The following is an 18,161-nucleotide window of genomic DNA, read 5'->3' on the forward strand; positions in this document are numbered from 1 at the left end:
ATTCCTTGTTAGCGTGCTAATATAATCTGATCACGCTGATATGTATTATACATTAACCAAATTGATGTAGCAAAAGTCAAAACCGGCAAAATATCACCGAATGTATCCCAAATTGTTCTGGCATCTGGCGAAGGTGTCCAAATTTGATCTCCTGATTTGAAACCCATAGCTCTTAAAGACGTGCCTGATTCAAATAATTTGGTAATATCTTCAGTTTCATCATCTTCATTTCTTTGCCAGTGCATCTCATACACACCATCTTCTTTTAATGGGCCACCAGCCTCCAAAACTATATCCCATAGTGAACTGTTAATGTCCACATAATATAATCCGGGTTTTGTAAAGCCACCTAATAAGCTTACCCGAACAACTGGTTTTACATAAACGTTTGGCCATTTCATCCAAATTTTATAAGTCTTTCTAATAAAATCGATTAGTTGTTTCTCACTCATTCTTGCCACGTTTACTTTTCCTGCCAGGGGAAACTCAGCATATCCGCGGTCGTCAATCTGAAAAACGCGGTTTAAAAAAGAATTTGAATCCGGAAACACATCAACCAATATGCCATCGCTGGCTTTAAAAGGTGTGCTACTATTTGTAGACTGAGGCTGAATTATATATCCAGACAAAGCCTTTGACTTTGCAAATAAGCTGGAATTTACAAGAAAGAGAAATAAAATTAATGGATAAACAAACCGGAACCTTTTCATATTCATTCCTTAATAAACATTTAGTTGATTAACATGAACGGTAATAACGATACCGTTTTTCTCTTGAATTTAAATCTAATTCTTTAAGAAGTTTGAGTAATTTAAATATACCTATTTTAGTATGTCCAAAATGCTCATGTTTCAATATTTTTTTAATCTGCCACGAACTGACCAAAGGATTTTCAGATACTACACGTTTCACTTTTTCAGCCAAAGGAAGTTCCGCTAATTTAACATCCGTTTTGATAGGGCTTGGGTTAAACTCATCTGTATATTTTCCGGTACCGCTTTGTGGTGAAGTACTGGGGATCATTTCAATTACTTCTGCGGTCTCTTTTTGTTGAGATTTTTCATCAATATCTTCCTGAGCTGAATCTTTTATATCAATTTCTGATGACTCGGGATCAATATGAGAATCCATGTTGGCTATTGGCAATGCTCCCTCATTTTCATCAACTATATCGAGCACATCGCTATCCGACTCAAAAGATGCAGCAGCCTCCTCAACTGTTGGGAAATCATCCAGAATGTGGTAAAACTCCAACATTTGATAAACATCATTTATCTCAGGATTCATTGCTGCCAAGCGGATATCACCGCCATTCTCACGGAAGCGCTTAACTTCACCAACAAAAATCCCCCATCCGGCACTACTCATATAATGGAGAGAACTAAAATCTACAATTACTTTGAAGACCCGGCTATCAATTATATCATCAAACATTTTTTGTAATTGAAAACTGTTAGACTGGTCTACATGTCCGCCTAACTCAACAATCATTATTTCGCCGTTTTTATCAGCGAATTTTGAATCAATTTGAATTTTTTCCATAATCTTTTTTTAATTATTGATACGGCTTCGCCACGTCAAGTACAAATTACAAAAGAATCTATACTTGAATGGGGCACTTGTTTAACAATTCTTTGAACGCACATAAAAATCGCCATAAGTTCACTTAAAATTAATTTTAATTAATTTTATTTGAATAATAGACCAAAATTTAAATAAGGAAAATTTGTAATTTGGGAAAGATTCCCAGATGGTTAATAGTTAGAAAAATACTACTGCCCTTCACCTAATAATACAACGAAAACTGTTTTCCATAAAACCCAAATATTCATTTTCCAGGAGTCAGCTTGCTCAATGTATTTTATATCGGCGCTGATCTTTGCCTTTACATCTTCCAAAGTTTCATCATATCCTACTGTTACCTGTGCCAACCCGGTTACACCTGGTTTCACTTTTAAACGATTGATGTACATTGGTATTTGTTTTTTAAATGAATCAACAAAAAAAGGTCTTTCTGGACGGGGACCAATAAAACTCATGTCACCACGAATTATATTCATGAGCTGTGGTAATTCATCAATTCTCGTTTTACGCATGAAACGACCAAGTTTTGTAATCCTTGGATCATTTTTTTGAGCCCATACAGGTCCTGAAATTTTTTCAGCATTTTGAACCATTGAACGAAATTTAAAAACGGGGAATATCTTCCCATCTTTTCCACATCGTTGCTGTGAGTAAAATATTGTACCTGGCGATTCTATCTTTATAGCAAGAGCAACAATAATAAATAAAGGGAATAATAAAATTATCATAAACAAAGAACCCAAAAAGTCAATCACCCTGCGAACTCCAAATTCACCTGGTTTTAGGGCTTGTTTAATTACATCTCGGACTACATGTTTATATGCAGCATCATAGGCGTCTGCAACAACACGATACTCAGTTTCTGTTTTTTTACATTCAGAAAGTATTTCTGTAAGAAACTGTTGCTCACTTGGAGAAAGTACAATAAGTACTTCATCAATTGAATTAGATTCAATTGTTTTGGACAAAGTAGAAATATCACCAACAACAGGAACGTTTTTGTAAAAACTATCTTCCTGCATTCCAGCCGGGCGAATAAATCCCTTTATATTATAACCAAGTGCCGGGGCATTTAGGATCCGGTCATAAAGGTTAGCGGCTTCATTGTTCCAGCCAATGATAAGAGTGTTAATTGTTGATTGATGATCCTTGACGTCTACTTTAGCAAGCAAGGTTACTCCTTTATTCCTGCTTTAAAAACATTGAAAACTCAATTAGTTGCAAAAACTGTGCTAATAATAATAATAAACACTAAAAACAAAATGTGTTGCGGGTCAAAAATACAAAAAATATAGTATTTTTTTTATATTTCTAAATAACCGTTTTCGAGATTATTTTTAATATCTTAAATTATTATTTTTTCAAAGTATAAGAATGAACAAATATTTTGTTTTAAACAAAAAAAAAGGCTGAATATTTAACTTTATTCAGCCCTGTAGAAATCAAATGATTACTTAAATTTCTAACAGTTCTTTTTCCTTTTCAGCCAATACTTCTTCTATCTTTTTTACATGGCCTTCAGTAATATCTTTTATTTCATCAAGCTCAACACTTAACTCATCTTCTGAGAGCTCGTGGTTTTTTTCCATTTTCTTTAAATGGTCATTTGCATCCCTGCGGATATTTCTTACAGCAATTTTCCCATTTTCACCAAACTGCTTTACCAGTTTAACCATATCTTTTCTTCGTTCTTCACTAAGCTGTGGAATAGGAATACGAATAAAATCACCATCATTTGAAGGATTTAATCCTAAATCAGCTTTCATTATGGCTTTTTCAAATGCAGCCAAAAATGATTTTTCCCAAGGTTGAACAACTATTAGTCTAGGCTCGGGAACGGAAACTGTAGCTGCTTGATTAATTGGAACACTTTGTCCATAGTAATCCACCATTACCGAATCCAATATTGCTGGCGTTGCTCTTCCGGTTCGCACTTTTGCTAAATCATGATGCAGTGCATTAATTGCTTTGTCCATTCTAACTTTGGCATCGCGAATAATATCTTTTGCGCTCATAACTCACCCCTGTACTTTTGTTCCAATATTTTCACCACAAACGACACGCATTAAATTATTTTTCTTATTAAAATTAAAAACAATAATTGGTAATGCATTATCCATAGAAAGAGTAATGGCAGTACTATCCATTACTTTTAATTTTCGGTTAACAACTTCAATATAATCAAGATTGTCAAACTTTACAGCATTTTTATTTTGTTCAGGATCACTATCATAAACGCCATCAACTCGTGTTCCTTTAAGAATAACATCTGCTTCAATTTCTACTGCTTTTAAAACTGCAGCTGTGTCTGTTGTAAAATAAGGATTTCCGGTACCGCCTCCAAAAATAACCACATGCCCATTTGATAAATGCGTAAGTGCAACAGACTTAACAAATGGTTCCGCAAAATCAATCATCTGAGAAGCTGTCATCACATGCGCACTTAATCCTGCTTTAATAAATGCATCCTTAAGCGCAAGAGAATTGATAATTGTAGCAAGCATTCCCATTTGGTCTGCAGTAACACGATCCATTGATTTAGCATTTTTGGAAAGACCTCTAAAAATATTCCCCCCACCGATAACAACGCCAACCTGTAAACCAAGATCAACAACCTGTTTTACCTCTAAAACAAATTGTTTTAAAGTTTCAGGATCAATCCCGGACTGATTAGAGCCAGCCAATGATTCACCGCTAAGCTTTAGCAATATCCTTTTGTATTTTAAATCTTGAGGGGTAGAAGACATTATTCGCCAATTTGAAATCGTGAGAAGCGTTTTAATGTCACATTCTCACCAACTTTTGAAATTGTTTCGTTAAGCAAATCCTGAATTGTTTTCTCTGGTTCCTTCACATAGGCCTGATTTAACAAAACATTTTCTGTATAATATTTTTCAATTCTACCAGCTGATATCTTTTCTATAATATGATCGGGCTTACCTTCAGCTTTAGCTTGTTCTTTAAATATTTCCATTTCTTTTTCAACAAGGGCCTGATCAACTTCTTCGCGTGTAACAGCAAGAGGATTTGATGCCGCAACGTGCATTGCAACATTTTTTACAAATTCTTTAAAGTTGTCAGTATTTGCAACAAAGTCCGTTTCACAGTTTACTTCAACAATTACACCCAATTTACTTCCCGGATGAATATACGCTTCAATTAAACCTTCTTTGGCTTCGCGACCGGCTCTTTTTGCAGCCTTTGCGATTCCTTTTTTTCTTAAAATATCTGATGCTTTTTCTGAATCACCATCAGCTTCTTTTAGAGCATTCTTACAGTCCATCATGCCGACGCCTGTTTTTTCTCTCAGCTCTTTAACCATTGCAGCAGTAATCTCTGCCATCGTTAAGACTCCTTATTCGGTTTTTTTACTTTTTTCTTTTCCTGTTCAACCGGCTTTTCTTCCGCTGCTTTTTTCTCTTTCTCAGCAGCTTCCTTTATAGCTTTTTCTTGTTGAACTTTTTGTTTTGCTTCAATAATCGTATCTGCAACTTTGCTGATAATTAAACTGATACTTTTCGCTGCATCATCATTTGCAGGAATCGGAAAGTCTACTAAAGTAGGATCGGAATTTGTATCAACCATTGCAAAAACAGGAATACGCATATTAATTGCTTCTTTAAGGGCAATATGCTCTTTTTTAGTATCTACAATAAAGATAGCTCCCGGAAGACGTTTCATATCTTCAATACCACAAAGTACGCGGTTAAGTTTTTCTTTATCGCGGTCAATAGTCAAGCGTTCTTTTTTAGAAATCTTTTCATATGTGCCATCTTTGCTCATTTTATCAAGATTTTTATAGTGCTTGATTGATTTTTTGATGGTTGTAAAATTTGTAAGCATACCACCAAGCCAACGATGTGTTACATAAAACTGCTCACATCTTTGAGCTTCAGAATCAATAATCTCTTTTGCCTGAACTTTTGTACCAACAAAGAGAACTTCATATCCCTCTGATACAATTTGGCGCAACGCATTCAAAGCGTTTTCAAGATTGGATTGTGTTTTCTTTAAATCGATTATGTGAATCCCATTTTTCTGCATGAAGATGTAAGGCTTCATTTTAGGATCCCAACGGCGGGTTAGGTGACCAAAGTGGGCACCAGAAGCAAGTAACTGCTCCAAAGAAACAGCGGGCATATTTTCCTCCTTATTCGGGTTATACCTCCACCTGTTAATTGTACACTTAAAAATCCGCCTGAGCAGACACCCAATAAGCGCTTAACAGATGTGCGTTTTATTTTTTTCCGGACTAATTTCCGGGTGTTCAAATTCTAACGTTTTGAGAACTGGAATCTTTTGCGTGCTTTAGCTAAACCATATTTCTTACGTTCAGTTTCTCTGGAATCCCTTGTAAGGAATCCGGCTTGTTTCAAACTGGAACGATAGTCTTCACTATACTGGATTAATGTGCGGGCAATCCCTAATCTTACAGCTCCTGCCTGTCCAGATAATCCACCACCCCTAACACGAACTGTGAAATCAAAGTTACTTGTGTTTTCTGTAACTTCAAGTGGCTGCATGATATCCATGAGTAGTGTTTCACGCTTAAAATAATCAAGCGATTCACTTCCATTCACAACCATTTTCCCACTTCCCGGGGCCATTCTTACACGGGCGATTGATTCTTTCCTACGACCAACAGCAATATATACTTCCATCTATTTGCCTATCCTAATTTAAAGTTAATTCTTTAGGTTGTTGCGCACTATGCGGATGATTATCATCTGCATATACTTTTAGCTTCTTAATCATTTGCCTTCCAAGACTATTTTTTGGCAACATACCTTTTACAGCATGTTCAATTACCCTGTCAGGATGTCTTTGTAACATCAACTTAACTGGTGTAATTTTTTCCCCACCCGGAAAACCTGAATGGCGGAAATAAGTCTTTTGGAGCAACTTTTTACCTGTCAGCTTTACTTTTTCAGCGTTTACAACAATTACAAAATCACCTACATCATAATGCGGTGAGTACGATGGCTTATGCTTGCCTTTAAGAATAAAAGCAACTTTGCTTGCCAAACGGCCTAAAACTAAATCGTTTGCATCAATAACAAACCATTTTTTTGAACTTTCTACTTCTTTTTCAGAAGCAATATATGTTTTCAAATCGCCTCCTGAGCGTCATCATTTAAAAGAGCAGTTAATATAACTGTATTATTACAGTTAGTCAAGCTGTAGAATGGAATTTTTGTTCCTTGTTATGTTTTAAATATTTATTTATTTAAATTCAGCCCGTTTTTAGACGATCTGTAGCAAAGTGATTCTTAAACATTTTACATAACAATTTAATTCAGGAATTTATGAACGTTTCAATATATACATCAAAAGAAGATCTATTAACGATTAAAGATGATTGGACCAAATTAAACCAAAGCATTAATACACATAGCCCCTTTCTTTCATGGGAATGGATTAATGAGTGGTGGTCAACTTATGAAACAAGACTTCCAAACTCATCCAGTCTTCAAATCATTTGCATCAGAGATGATAAAGATCAGTTATTTTGTATAATGCCTTTCTTTTCTACAAAAATCAGTTCCATAAATGGAAAACTAAATATATTAAAACTGGCTGGAACTGAATTCGAGTCAAGCGATTACCTGGATATACTTATTGCTGACAAATACAGCATAGAATTCATTTTTGATTTGTTTGATTTGCCGGAAATTAAACTACTATTTAATAATTTCGATAAAATTGTTTTAAATAATCTTCTTCAAGACTCAGCTTTATGGAAAATACAAAATGAGTTTATTCAAAAACGTAATTATCCCACATTTTCAAAAAGAACTTCGATTTGTCCATATATGGACCTACCAGAGAGCGAAGAAGAACTTTTAAAAAATCTTTCAAAAAATATGAAATCAGGATTGAGGCGCACACGTAATAAAATTAACAAAGACCCTGACCTTGATATCCATAGAATCACGGAAGCTAATGAAATCGATACAACTATCCAGGCTTTATTTGATCTGCATGATCAACGATTTACAGACCAGGAAAAAGACACAAAATTTGTCTTTGAAAAACGGGGCCGTTTTCATCAAAATATTGCCAAAACTTTTTTGGGTTTAGGACAATTGGCATTTTATACTGCAAAATTTAAAGATGAAATAATTGGTTGCTTATATTGTTATGTTTTTAATAACCGTGTTATGTATATGCAAGCAGGGTTTAATCCTGATTATGCAAAATATGCCTTAGGAAACCAATTAATTTTAAAAGCAATTACCGATGGAATTGAGATTAAAAATATTGAATTTGATTTCATGCGTGGAAATGAGTCGTATAAAACAAAGTGGACAGCATCAAAAAGGTATTTATATCAACTGGAGTTTGGCCTCTCTTTTAAGGGAAAAATGGATGTTCATTTTAACCGCCTTTTATTTAACTCAAAACGTATTATTAAAAAATTAATCAGAAAAGAGGAGTGATGAGTTTTACGGCAGTTCTCCCGGTCTACTTACCAAAAGCCTCTTATTTTATCCCATTCCTTACTTGCAAAACTGTTTTATTTGCCGACCACGTTCAATTCCGGAAAAGGTCATCTATTATAAGGAACAGGATATCACAGAATGGCCCCGTTTTAAGTATTCCTGTTAAACACAATGGCTATGCTAAAGCTATTTATACAAAAGAAATTGCGCAAATTGAAAATTGGAATTTAAAACATCTAAAGTGTATCTACCATACTTTCAATACTGCTCCTTATTTTGACGATTACTTTCCTGAAATAGAAAGTATTTTAAAAATGCCTGTTTCATCCCTTTCAGATTTTTTATTAAAACTAACCGGTCATTTTCTTGATAGATTGAAAATTAATGTCACAATAAAAAAAACATCTGAACTAAATTTTAAAAACAATCTCGAAGATGAGTTAATAAAGTTTGCCAAAAAAAATGAACACCTTTCAACCTATTATTATTTTCAAAAAGACGTGGATAATGGATCATTAAATATTCAGAGCCTGAATGATGAAAGCTTATCTACATGTGTTTTTCCGCAACTCATTACCAATGATATATCCACTCTTTCAGTTTTGGAATTGTTATTTCAATATGGACCTGAAGCTGCGTTTTTAATTCGTGATTTAGAGTAGTTTATTTTTGCACAATCATTCAAACTTTTCTAAGTTCACACCACAAAAATTTGGTAGAAATAAGAATGATTATAAAACACTTTAAATTAGCAAGAAATTCAGCAAAAGCTGCCTTTGTAATTCTAATCGATCCAGATAAAATCGAAAACGAGAATATTCCAGGTTTTATTGAAAGATGTATTTCTGCGGGTGTCGATATTTTTTTTATTGGCGGAAGTTTACTTAATGGCAATGAGTTTGATAATAAAATCAAATTAATTAAGTCTCATGCAGAAAATATACCGGTTATTATTTTCCCAGGAAATGTAAATCAACTTTCTCAATACGCAGATGCATTACTCTATTTATCTTTAATAAGCGGTCGTAATCCAGATTATTTGATCGGAAACCAGGTATTGGCGGCCCCAGTTATTAGAAAATCCAAAATAGAATCTATTTCAACAGCTTATATGTTAATTGAGTCTGGAAAAACCACTTCTGTAGAATTTATGAGCGGTACAAAACCAATCCCAAATGATAAAGTTGATATCGCAATCGCTCATGCACTTGCTGCAGAATACTTAGGTTTTAAAGTTGTGTATTTAGAAGCTGGTAGCGGTGCAAAAAACAGTGTTCCAGAAGATATGATAAAAGGTGTTTCTCATTCTATAAGCCTGCCAATAATTGTTGGAGGAGGTATAAAGTCGCCTGATGAAGCTAATCAGAAAGTGCTAGCGGGTGCTAATATCATAGTTATAGGTAACCATTTTGAGAAAAATAATAATAGCAGCATTTTACAAGAGTTTTCCTCTGCAATTCATACAACTGCATTGAGTAAATTTTAGTTTTCAGTTTTTAGATATTTTTTTCTTATTATCTCAACACTTTCCCTGAAGTTAATCATTATTGGACCGATAAAAAGGCAAGTAAATTTAAAATTAGAATGAGTTTTAGGAGGATTAATGAGTGATCGTTATTTAGTCACAGGTGGTGCAGGATTTATTGGATCAAACCTAGTAGAGCGATTGGTACAAAACGGTGAAAATGTACGAATTATAGATAACTTTTCTACTGGAAAAGAAGAAAACATTGCAGAATATGGTGAACAAATAGAAGTAGTAAATGGTGATATTCGCTACCTCAACACGGTAATGGAAGCCATGAAAAACGTAGATTATGTTTTACATCAGGCTGCCCTCCCGTCTGTACCGCGATCAGTTGAAACTCCGCTTGAAAGTAATGATGTTAATACAAACGGTACATTAAATTTACTTTATGCCGCTAAAGAATCAGGTGTTAAGCGCTTTGTGATGGCAGCTTCTTCATCGGCGTATGGTGAATCTCCAACACTACCAAAAGTTGAAACCATGCCAACATCGCCATTATCACCTTATGCTGTAAATAAACTTGCCGGTGAAAATTATTGTAAAGCCTTTTATAATGTTTATGGTTTGGAAACCATTGCCCTTCGCTATTTTAATATATATGGACGTCGCCAGGACCCAAACTCATTTTACTCTGCAGTAATCCCAAAATTTGTAAAAGCATTATTAATGAATAAAGCACCAACCATTTTCGGTGATGGAGAAACCAGCAGGGATTTCACATATATTGACAATGTAATCGAAGCCAACCTTTTAGCATGCAAAGCACCACAAAAAGCTGCGGGCAAAGTAATGAACATTGCATGTGGCGAAAGGATTACGCTTAATGAACTGGCATTGGAACTAAATACTCTTTTAGGGAAAGATTTAGGCGTTGTTCATGCAGATGAACGACCCGGAGATATTAAACATTCTCTTGCGGATATTTCATTAGCAAAAGAAATGATTAATTATGAAGGCAAACATAAAATCGGCGATAGTTTAAAGAAAACTGTAGATTGGTTTGTGTCCAATAAACATATCCTCGGTTTATAGTTTATCAGCTTACCTTTACAAACTCAAAAGTTCATATCGTTATAAAACAAAAAAAGGCTACCCAATAATTTGGATAGCCTTTTTTTTAAATAAAAACTGGTGGTGACTTACTCTCCCACACCAACCATAGGTGCAGTACCATCAGCGCGGGCGGGCTTAACTACTCTGTTCGGAATGGGAAGAGGTGTGTCCCCGCCGCTATAACCACCAGCATTTTTAATATTAGAAGTATGTACAGGGTTATCATCTATCTTAAAACTATATAAATAAAAAAGGTTAAGCCTCACGGCTTATTAGTACTGCTCGGCTTCATACATTACTGCACTTCGACCTACAGCCTATCAACCTCCTAATCTCGAAGGCGCCTTTAGGTCCGATAAATCGGACAGGGATATCTCATCTTGGGTTGGGCTTCGCACTTAGATGCTTTCAGTGCTTATCCACACCAAACATAGCTACCCAGCAATGCCCCTGGCGAGACAACTGGTACACTAGAGGTTTGTCCACTCCGGTCCTCTCGTACTAAGAGCAGATCCCCTCAAATATCCTACGCCCGCAACAGATAGGGACCGAACTGTCTCACGACGTTCTAAACCCAGCTCACGTACCGCTTTAATTGGCGAACAGCCAAACCCTTGGGACCTTCTCCAGCCCCAGGATGCGATGAGCCGACATCGAGGTGCCAAACCACCCCGTCGATATGAACTCTTGGGGGTGATAAGCCTGTTATCCCCGGAGTACCTTTTATCCTTTGAGCGACGGCATTTCCATTCACTACCGCCGGATCACTAAGCCCTGCTTTCGCATCTGCTCGACGTGTATGTCTCGCAGTTAAGCTCCCTTATGCCTTTATACTCTACGCACGATTACCAACCGTGCTGAGGGAACCTTTGGAAGCCTCCGTTACACTTTAGGAGGCGACCGCCCCAGTCAAACTACCCACCAGACACTGTCCCTCCCGCCGATTCAGACGGGCAGGTTAGTAGTCCAACTAAGCAAGGGTGGTATTTCAAGGACGACTCCACACCAACTAGCGCTGGCATTTCGTAGTCTCCCACCTATCCTACACATGCTTAGCTAAAATACAATATCAAGCTGTAGTAAAGGTTCACGGGGTCTTTCCGTCCCGTTGCGGGAAGCCGGCGTCTTCACCGGCATCACAACTTCGCCGAGCTCCTGGTTGAGACAGTACCCAAATCGTTACACCATTCGTGCAGGTCGGAACTTACCCGACAAGGAATTTCGCTACCTTAGGACCGTTATAGTTACGGCCGCCGTTTACCGGGGCTTCAGTTCAATGCTTCTTTTCCGAAGAAAATTACATATCCCCTTAACCTTCCGGCACCGGGCAGGTGTCAGTCCCTATACATCGTCTTACGACTTAGCAGAGACATGTGTTTTTAGTAAACAGTCGCTTGGGTCTGGTCACTGCGGCCCGAGCCAGCTTCAGAGAGTAAATCTCTTAACCGGCCTGGGCACTCCTTCTCCCGAAGTTACGGAGTCATTTTGCCGAGTTCCTTAACCAGGACTCACTCGAGCGCCTTAGGATTCTCTCCCCATCTACCTGTGTCGGTTTACGGTACGGTCAGCTTTAAATCTCACTTAGAGGGTTTTCTCGGCAGTATGGTTAGGGTCAGTTTATGTCCTAGGGACTCCTATTCGCACCTCAGAATAAAGGTGTGCGGATTTGCCTACACACCATTCCTACATGCTTAAACCACCATCCGTCAGGTGGCTGACCTTTCACTCCTGCGTCACCCCATCGCTCAAACAAATTAAAGCTGGTACGGGAATATTAAACCCGTTTCCCATCACCTACGCCTTTCGGCCTCGGCTTAGGGGCCGACTAACCCTGAGCAGATTAACTTTACTCAGGAAACCTTAGATTTTCGGCGAACAGGTTTCTCACCTGTTTTATCGCTACTAATGCCAGCATCCTCTTTTCCATCTCCTCCAGCACACTTCACAATGCACCTTCAACGGTTAATGGAATGCTCCCCTACCACTTGAACCAAAAGTTCAAATCCGCAGCTTCGGTGTACAGTTTAGTCCCGAGAATTATCGGCGCCAAAGCGCTTGACCAGTGAGCTATTACGCACTCTTTAAATGGTGGCTGCTTCTAAGCCAACATCCTGGTTGTCTAAGCACTTCAACATCCTTTATCACTTAACTGTAACTTGGGGACCTTAGCCGACGGTCTGGGTTGTTTCCCTCTCGCGTATGAAGCTTATCCCACACACGCTGACTCCCGATAAACATGTCTACGGCATTCGGAGTTTAACAGGGGGCGGTACCCTGGTGAGGGCCCTAACCCTATTAGTGCTCTACCTCCGTGACACTTTCAATCGAGGCTAGCCCTAAAGCTATTTCGGGGAGAACGAGCTATCTCCAGGTTTGATTGGCCTTTCACCCCTACCCACATCTCATCCAAAGATTTTTCAACATCTCCTGGTTCGGACCTCCACGACATCTTACTGCCGCTTCATCCTGGACATGGGTAGATCACCTGGCTTCACGTCTGCCGCACGTAACTAATTCGCCCTGTTCAGACTCGCTTTCGCTACGGTTACATCTCTGAAAGACTTAGCCTTGCTACGTACGAGCAACTCGCTGGCTCATTATGCAAAAGGCACGCTGTCATCCCGGACATGCCGAGACTCCAACTGATTGTAGGCACACGGTTTCAGGTACTTTTAACTCCCCTCCCGGGGTGCTTTTCACCTTTCCCTCACGGTACTAATTCACTATCGGTCACAAGAGAGTATTTAGCCTTACCCGATGGTCCGGGCTGATTCCCACAAGATTTCTCGTGTCCCGTGGTACTCGGGTTTCCATACCATGAAGTCTACAAAATTTCGCCTACGGGACTATCACCCTCTACGGTGTGACTTTCCAGACACTTTGACTATCTTGTAGATTTTTGACTTCACCCAGATGCTGTAACATCTTAGAGTATGAACCCCACTACACCAGGTGTACAACGCTTACAGGCTCTTAAATACACCAAGGTTTAGGCTCTTTCCGCTTCGCTCGCCGCTACTAAGGAAATCACTTCGTTTTCTCTTCCTGAAGGTACTTAGATGTTTCACTTCCCTTCGTTCGCCTCCTATTAATAGGATAACCCCGCATTACCAGGGTTGGGTTGCCCCATTCGGACACCTACGGGTCTAAGGTTGTGTGCACCTCGCCGTAGATTTTCGCAGCTTATCACGTCCTTCATCGCCTTCTTGTGCCTAGGCATCCACCGTGTGCCCTTAGCAACTTAACCTACATCTATTTACATAATTAAGATAGATGATAACTCTATACATTCTTTCTTCTATTACTTCTTCTTACTTTTCCATCATGTCAAAGAACAGCTTAAAACTTTATTCACCAAAAAGAGGAGTTGAATTGAATCAATTGAGATTGCCTTTAGCCCCAAAGGGCTCCTTAGAAAGGAGGTGATCCAGCCGCACCTTCCGGTACGGCTACCTTGTTACGACTTCGCCCCAGTCATCAGCCTTACCTTCGACGGCCCTTAATGGACCGGCTTCGGGTACTGCCGACTCCCATGGCGTGACGGGCGGTGTGTACAAGGCCCGGGAACGTATTCACCGCGGCATGCTGATCCGCGATTACTAGCGATTCCGACTTCATACAGTCGAGTTGCAGACTGTAATCCGAACTGAGATCGGTTTTTAGGGATTGGCTCCACCTCGCGGTATCGCGACCCGTTGTACCGACCATTGTAGCACGTGTGTAGCCCGGGATGTAAGGGCCATGATGACTTGACGTCATCCCCACCTTCCTCCAGTTTATCACCGGCAGTCCCCATAGAGTCCCCACCATAACGTGCTGGCAACTATGGGCAAGGGTTGCGCTCGTTGCGGGACTTAACCCAACATCTCACGACACGAGCTGACGACAGCCATGCAGCACCTGTCATAGTGTCCCGAAAGACATATACATCTCTGCACATTTCACTGTGATGTCAAACCCCGGTAAGGTTCTTCGCGTTGCATCGAATTAAACCACATGCTCCACCGCTTGTGCGGGCCCCCGTCAATTCCTTTGAGTTTCAACCTTGCGATCGTACTCCCCAGGCGGGATACTTAATGCGTTAGCTGCGACACTGACCCTAAAAAGGACCAACATCTAGTATCCATCGTTTACAGCGCGGACTACCAGGGTATCTAATCCTGTTTGCTCCCCGCGCTTTCGCGCATTAGCGTCAGTTGTGAGCCAGGTAGCCGCCTTCGCTACTGGTGTTCTTCCCAATATCTACGCATTTCACCGCTACACTGGGAATTCCGCTACCCCATCTCACACTCAAGCCGGGCAGTTTCAAATGCAGTTCCACGGTTAAGCCGTGGGCTTTCACATCTGACTGACCAGGCCGCCTACACGCCCTTTACGCCCAGTAATTCCGGACAACGCTTGCACCCCCCGTATTACCGCGGCTGCTGGCACGGAGTTAGCCGGTGCTTACTTTATAGGTACCGTCACATACATACCCTTACGAATACATACCGTTCGTCCCTATCTACAGGGGTTTACACACCATAGTGCTTCATCCCCCACGCGGCGTTGCTGCGTCAGAGTTTCCTCCATTGCGCAATATTCCTCACTGCTGCCTCCCGTAGGAGTCTGGGCCGTATCTCAGTCCCAGTGTGGCTGATCACCCTCTCAGATCAGCTATCCATCGCTGCCTTGGTAAGCCGTTACCCTACCAACTAACTAATGGAACGCAGGCCCATCCATGCGCGGTACAAAAGCACCTTTGATTCTTCTGCCAGGTGACAAAAGAATATCATATGGTATTAGCAACGATTTCTCGATGTTATCCCAATCGCAAGGGCAGGTTGCCTACGCGTTACTCACCCGTTCGCCAGTGTAATCATCTCCCCGAAGGGAAACTTTCTCCTTGACTTGCATGTGTTAAGCACGCCGCCAGCGTTCGTCCTGAGCCAGGATCAAACTCTTCGTTGTCATTTCATTTATTTCTTTTACTACTTTATGACAACCTCAATAAAGGCTCGTTTCAACTCCTCATTTCAATGAACAAAGGGCTCGTAATCTACTAACACTAAATTAACTTTGCAAATGTATATTTGGTGTTTTTTACATTTTTTACGAGAGCTTTTAATTTACCTACTTCATTTCCCAAAGGCAAATATTTATTCACTACTTTTGCAAAAAAAATAACCCGGACTACTTTTATATCCGGGCTATTTATTTTTTTTTGATTTAACGTATTTATTTGAAGGCTATTTTAAATAATTCTTCAACTTCATTTACAAAATGAAATGTAATATCTTTTCGATTATGTTGGGGTATTTCTTCCAGATCTTTTTTGTTCTTTAAAGGTATAATTATTTCTTTAATACCTGCCCTTTTAGCAGCAAGTACTTTTTCTTTTATTCCACCTACCGGAAGAACCAAGCCGCGCAAGGTAATCTCTCCAGTCATGGCAAGATTATCTTTTATTGGCCTGTCGCTGAATAAGGAGTATAATGCGGAGAACATTGTTATACCAGCACTCGGTCCGTCTTTTGGGATAGCGCCAGCCGGAACATGAATATGAGTATCGAACTTTTCATAAAACTTGGAATTAATATTAAATTTATCTTTGTTTGAACGGAGGAAACTCAAGGCGGCAGAAGCTGACTCTTTCATTACATCACCCAATTTGCCAGTTAATGAAAGATTGCCTTTGCCTTCCATTTTTGTAGCTTCAATAAATAAAATATCACCACCAACGGGCGTCCATGCCAAGCCAGTAGCAACACCAGGTCTCGATACTCTTTCAGCTATATCATAGTAAAATCTTTCCGCCCCAAGATAGTTTGGAATTATTCTTGGAGTTATCTTTTTGGAAACGACTGTTTCTTCAACAATCTCCTTTGCAATACCACGAATAATGCTGGCAATTTCCCTTTCAAGATTACGAACACCTGCTTCTCTTGTATATTTGTTTATCACAGTCTTTGTAGCAGTATTTGTAAATTGGATTTGTTTGTCCGTTAAACCATGATTTTCCAATTGTTTTGGGATTAAATATTTTTCAGCGATCTTGGCTTTTTCTTCCTCCGTATAGCTGATTAACTCAATAATTTCCATCCTGTCTTTTAATGCAGGAGGAATTGGATCTATTAAGTTAGCTGTTGCAATAAACATCACTTTTGATAGATCAAATGGGATTTCCAGATAATGATCCGCAAAAGAAAAATTTTGCTCCGGATCTAAAACCTCCAATAAAGCGGAGGAGGGATCACCACGAAAATCCATACCAAGCTTGTCAAGTTCATCAAGCATGAATACAGGATTATTGGATCCAACTTTTTTTATTTCCTGAATAATTCTCCCAGGCAATGCACCAACGTATGTCCGCCTGTGCCCTCTTATCTCAGCTTCATCTCGGACTCCTCCTAAAGACAGACGAGAGAATTTTCTATTTAATGCCCGTGCAATTGATCTGCCAAGACTTGTTTTACCAACCCCGGGAGGACCAACAAAACACAAAATAGGACCTTTCATATCTGACTTTAATTGGCGGACAGCTAAATATTCGAGGATTCTCTTTTTTACTTTGTCCAGCCCATAATGATCTTCATTTAAAATAGCTTCAGCTTTAGAAACATTTAGCCGGTCCTTGGTAGTTTTTTTCCAGGGCATATCTAAAATCCAATCGAGATATGTCCTTGTAACTGTATACTCACTAGCCATAGGAGACATTTTTGAGAGACGATTCAGCTCTTTTTCTGCAACATCTTTTGCATACTTTGGCATTTTAATCTTGGTAAGCTTTTCACGTAATTCTTCAATCTCTGTGCCTTCATCTTCGTACTCACCCAGTTCTTTTTTTATTGCCTTTAGCTGCTCTCTTAAGTAATAGTGTCTTTGCGTCTTATTTAATTCACCCTGAACCTTGTCCTGGATTTTGTTACCTAATTCAAGTATTTGTAATTCTTTATTTAAAAGATAATTAACTCTTGTCAGCCTCTCTTTTACATCCAACATCTCCAGGATTTGTTCTTTTTCCGTAACGGTAAAATTAACCTGAGAGGCAATAACGTCTGCAAGCTTTGAGGAATCCTCAGTATTAAGAACCATTACCCTGTGTTCATTTGTCAAATAAGGTGTATGGTCAACAATCTTTTGAAAGATGTTTTTAATATTATTTGCGAGGGCGTCAATTTCAAAATCCTGATCTTGAGGTACTACATTATCTTCTTGCTGATGAACAATCCCTTCAAAATAGGGCTCTGCCTTTGAGAATTCTGATACTTTAAAACGGTATAATCCCTGAACAATAAGCTGCTCACTACCATCCGGCATTTTAAATTTTTTCAAAATCATCGCGGCAGTACCAAACTTATAAAGATCCTCAAATGATGGCTCTTCTATTCTGCCATCCTGTTGTGACACAAGTCCAATAACTTTTGTTTCTTCATCTAATTCACTAAGCAGATTTAGCGACTTTTCACGGCCAACGGCTAATGGTATAACCTGGTGTGGAAAAACAACGGTATTTCTTAGTGGCATAATCGGTAAAACTTCTGAAACCGGGGTAGATATTATTTCACTCACTT

Annotated in this window: 14 protein-coding genes and 3 rRNA genes; 4 read left to right on the top strand and 13 right to left on the bottom strand. The window is 39.1% G+C overall.

All coding sequences use genetic code 11. The features are described 5' to 3' along the window. Positions 1–8: 8 nt before the first annotated feature. From HND50_13160 to rplM, 9 genes are all read right to left on the bottom strand, one after another. A complete protein-coding gene (locus HND50_13160) occupies positions 9–710 on the bottom strand; it encodes a polysaccharide biosynthesis/export family protein (protein NOG46185.1) in 702 nt (233 codons plus the stop codon). 28 nt (positions 711–738) lie between these two features. Beyond that, on the bottom strand, positions 739–1,542 hold the full coding sequence (locus HND50_13165; GenBank protein ID NOG46186.1) for an STAS domain-containing protein: 804 nt from the start codon (positions 1,540–1,542) through the stop codon (positions 739–741). 230 nt (positions 1,543–1,772) lie between these two features. Further along, on the bottom strand, positions 1,773–2,756 hold the full coding sequence (locus tag HND50_13170; GenBank protein NOG46187.1) for a sugar transferase: 984 nt from the start codon (positions 2,754–2,756) through the stop codon (positions 1,773–1,775). A gap of 282 nt (positions 2,757–3,038) precedes the next feature. Next, complete coding sequence (gene frr, locus HND50_13175) at positions 3,039–3,599, bottom strand: ribosome recycling factor (GenBank protein ID NOG46188.1); 561 nt, start codon at positions 3,597–3,599, stop codon at positions 3,039–3,041. Positions 3,600–3,602: 3 nt separating this feature from the next. Then, positions 3,603–4,331: a UMP kinase gene (locus tag HND50_13180; protein NOG46189.1), complete on the bottom strand. Its 729-nt coding sequence runs from the start codon at positions 4,329–4,331 to the stop codon at positions 3,603–3,605. Further along, entirely contained in the window at positions 4,331–4,927 is a 597-nt protein-coding gene (gene tsf / locus HND50_13185) for a translation elongation factor Ts (GenBank protein ID NOG46190.1), read from the bottom strand. The genes HND50_13180 and tsf overlap by 1 nt, the downstream gene beginning before the upstream one ends. Positions 4,928–4,929: 2 nt before the next feature. Further along, positions 4,930–5,724 (bottom strand): 30S ribosomal protein S2, encoded by a 795-nt coding sequence (gene rpsB, locus HND50_13190; GenBank protein NOG46191.1) that lies wholly within the window; start codon positions 5,722–5,724, stop codon positions 4,930–4,932. 134 nt (positions 5,725–5,858) lie between these two features. After that, entirely contained in the window at positions 5,859–6,245 is a 387-nt protein-coding gene (rpsI, locus tag HND50_13195) for a 30S ribosomal protein S9 (protein ID NOG46192.1), read from the bottom strand. Between the two features lie 13 nt (positions 6,246–6,258). Beyond that, on the bottom strand, positions 6,259–6,696 hold the full coding sequence (gene rplM, locus HND50_13200) for a 50S ribosomal protein L13 (protein NOG46193.1): 438 nt from the start codon (positions 6,694–6,696) through the stop codon (positions 6,259–6,261). A gap of 194 nt (positions 6,697–6,890) precedes the next feature. Between rplM and HND50_13205 the strand changes: the two genes are divergently transcribed. The 4 genes from HND50_13205 to HND50_13220 all read left to right on the top strand — a co-directional run bounded on the left by HND50_13205 (position 6,891) and on the right by HND50_13220 (position 10,587). Beyond that, positions 6,891–8,024 (top strand): GNAT family N-acetyltransferase, encoded by a 1,134-nt coding sequence (locus HND50_13205; GenBank protein ID NOG46194.1) that lies wholly within the window; start codon positions 6,891–6,893, stop codon positions 8,022–8,024. After that, positions 8,024–8,689, top strand: coding sequence for a hypothetical protein (locus HND50_13210; protein NOG46195.1), 666 nt, complete (start codon positions 8,024–8,026; stop codon positions 8,687–8,689). Before HND50_13205 ends, HND50_13210 begins: the two co-directional genes overlap by 1 nt. Positions 8,690–8,754: 65 nt before the next feature. After that, a complete protein-coding gene (locus tag HND50_13215; protein NOG46196.1) occupies positions 8,755–9,513 on the top strand; it encodes a geranylgeranylglyceryl/heptaprenylglyceryl phosphate synthase in 759 nt (252 codons plus the stop codon). 117 nt (positions 9,514–9,630) lie between these two features. Further along, positions 9,631–10,587, top strand: coding sequence for an SDR family oxidoreductase (locus tag HND50_13220; GenBank protein NOG46197.1), 957 nt, complete (start codon positions 9,631–9,633; stop codon positions 10,585–10,587). Positions 10,588–10,681: 94 nt separating this feature from the next. Here the strand turns inward: HND50_13220 and rrf are convergent. The 4 genes from rrf to lon all read right to left on the bottom strand — a co-directional run bounded on the left by rrf (position 10,682) and on the right by lon (position 18,114). Then, positions 10,682–10,799, bottom strand: a 5S ribosomal RNA gene (gene rrf, locus HND50_13225). A gap of 52 nt (positions 10,800–10,851) precedes the next feature. Further along, positions 10,852–13,859, bottom strand: a 23S ribosomal RNA gene (locus tag HND50_13230). Between the two features lie 156 nt (positions 13,860–14,015). Beyond that, positions 14,016–15,554: ribosomal RNA gene (locus tag HND50_13235) — 16S ribosomal RNA — on the bottom strand. Together the 16S, 23S and 5S rRNA genes form the textbook arrangement of a ribosomal RNA operon. A 271-nt stretch (positions 15,555–15,825) precedes the next feature. After that, positions 15,826–18,114 (bottom strand): endopeptidase La, encoded by a 2,289-nt coding sequence (gene lon / locus HND50_13240; GenBank protein NOG46198.1) that lies wholly within the window; start codon positions 18,112–18,114, stop codon positions 15,826–15,828. Positions 18,115–18,161 lie beyond the last annotated feature (47 nt).

It is taken from the genome of Calditrichota bacterium, assembly GCA_013112635.1.
GTDB lineage: Bacteria > Calditrichota > Calditrichia > Calditrichales > J004 > JABFGF01.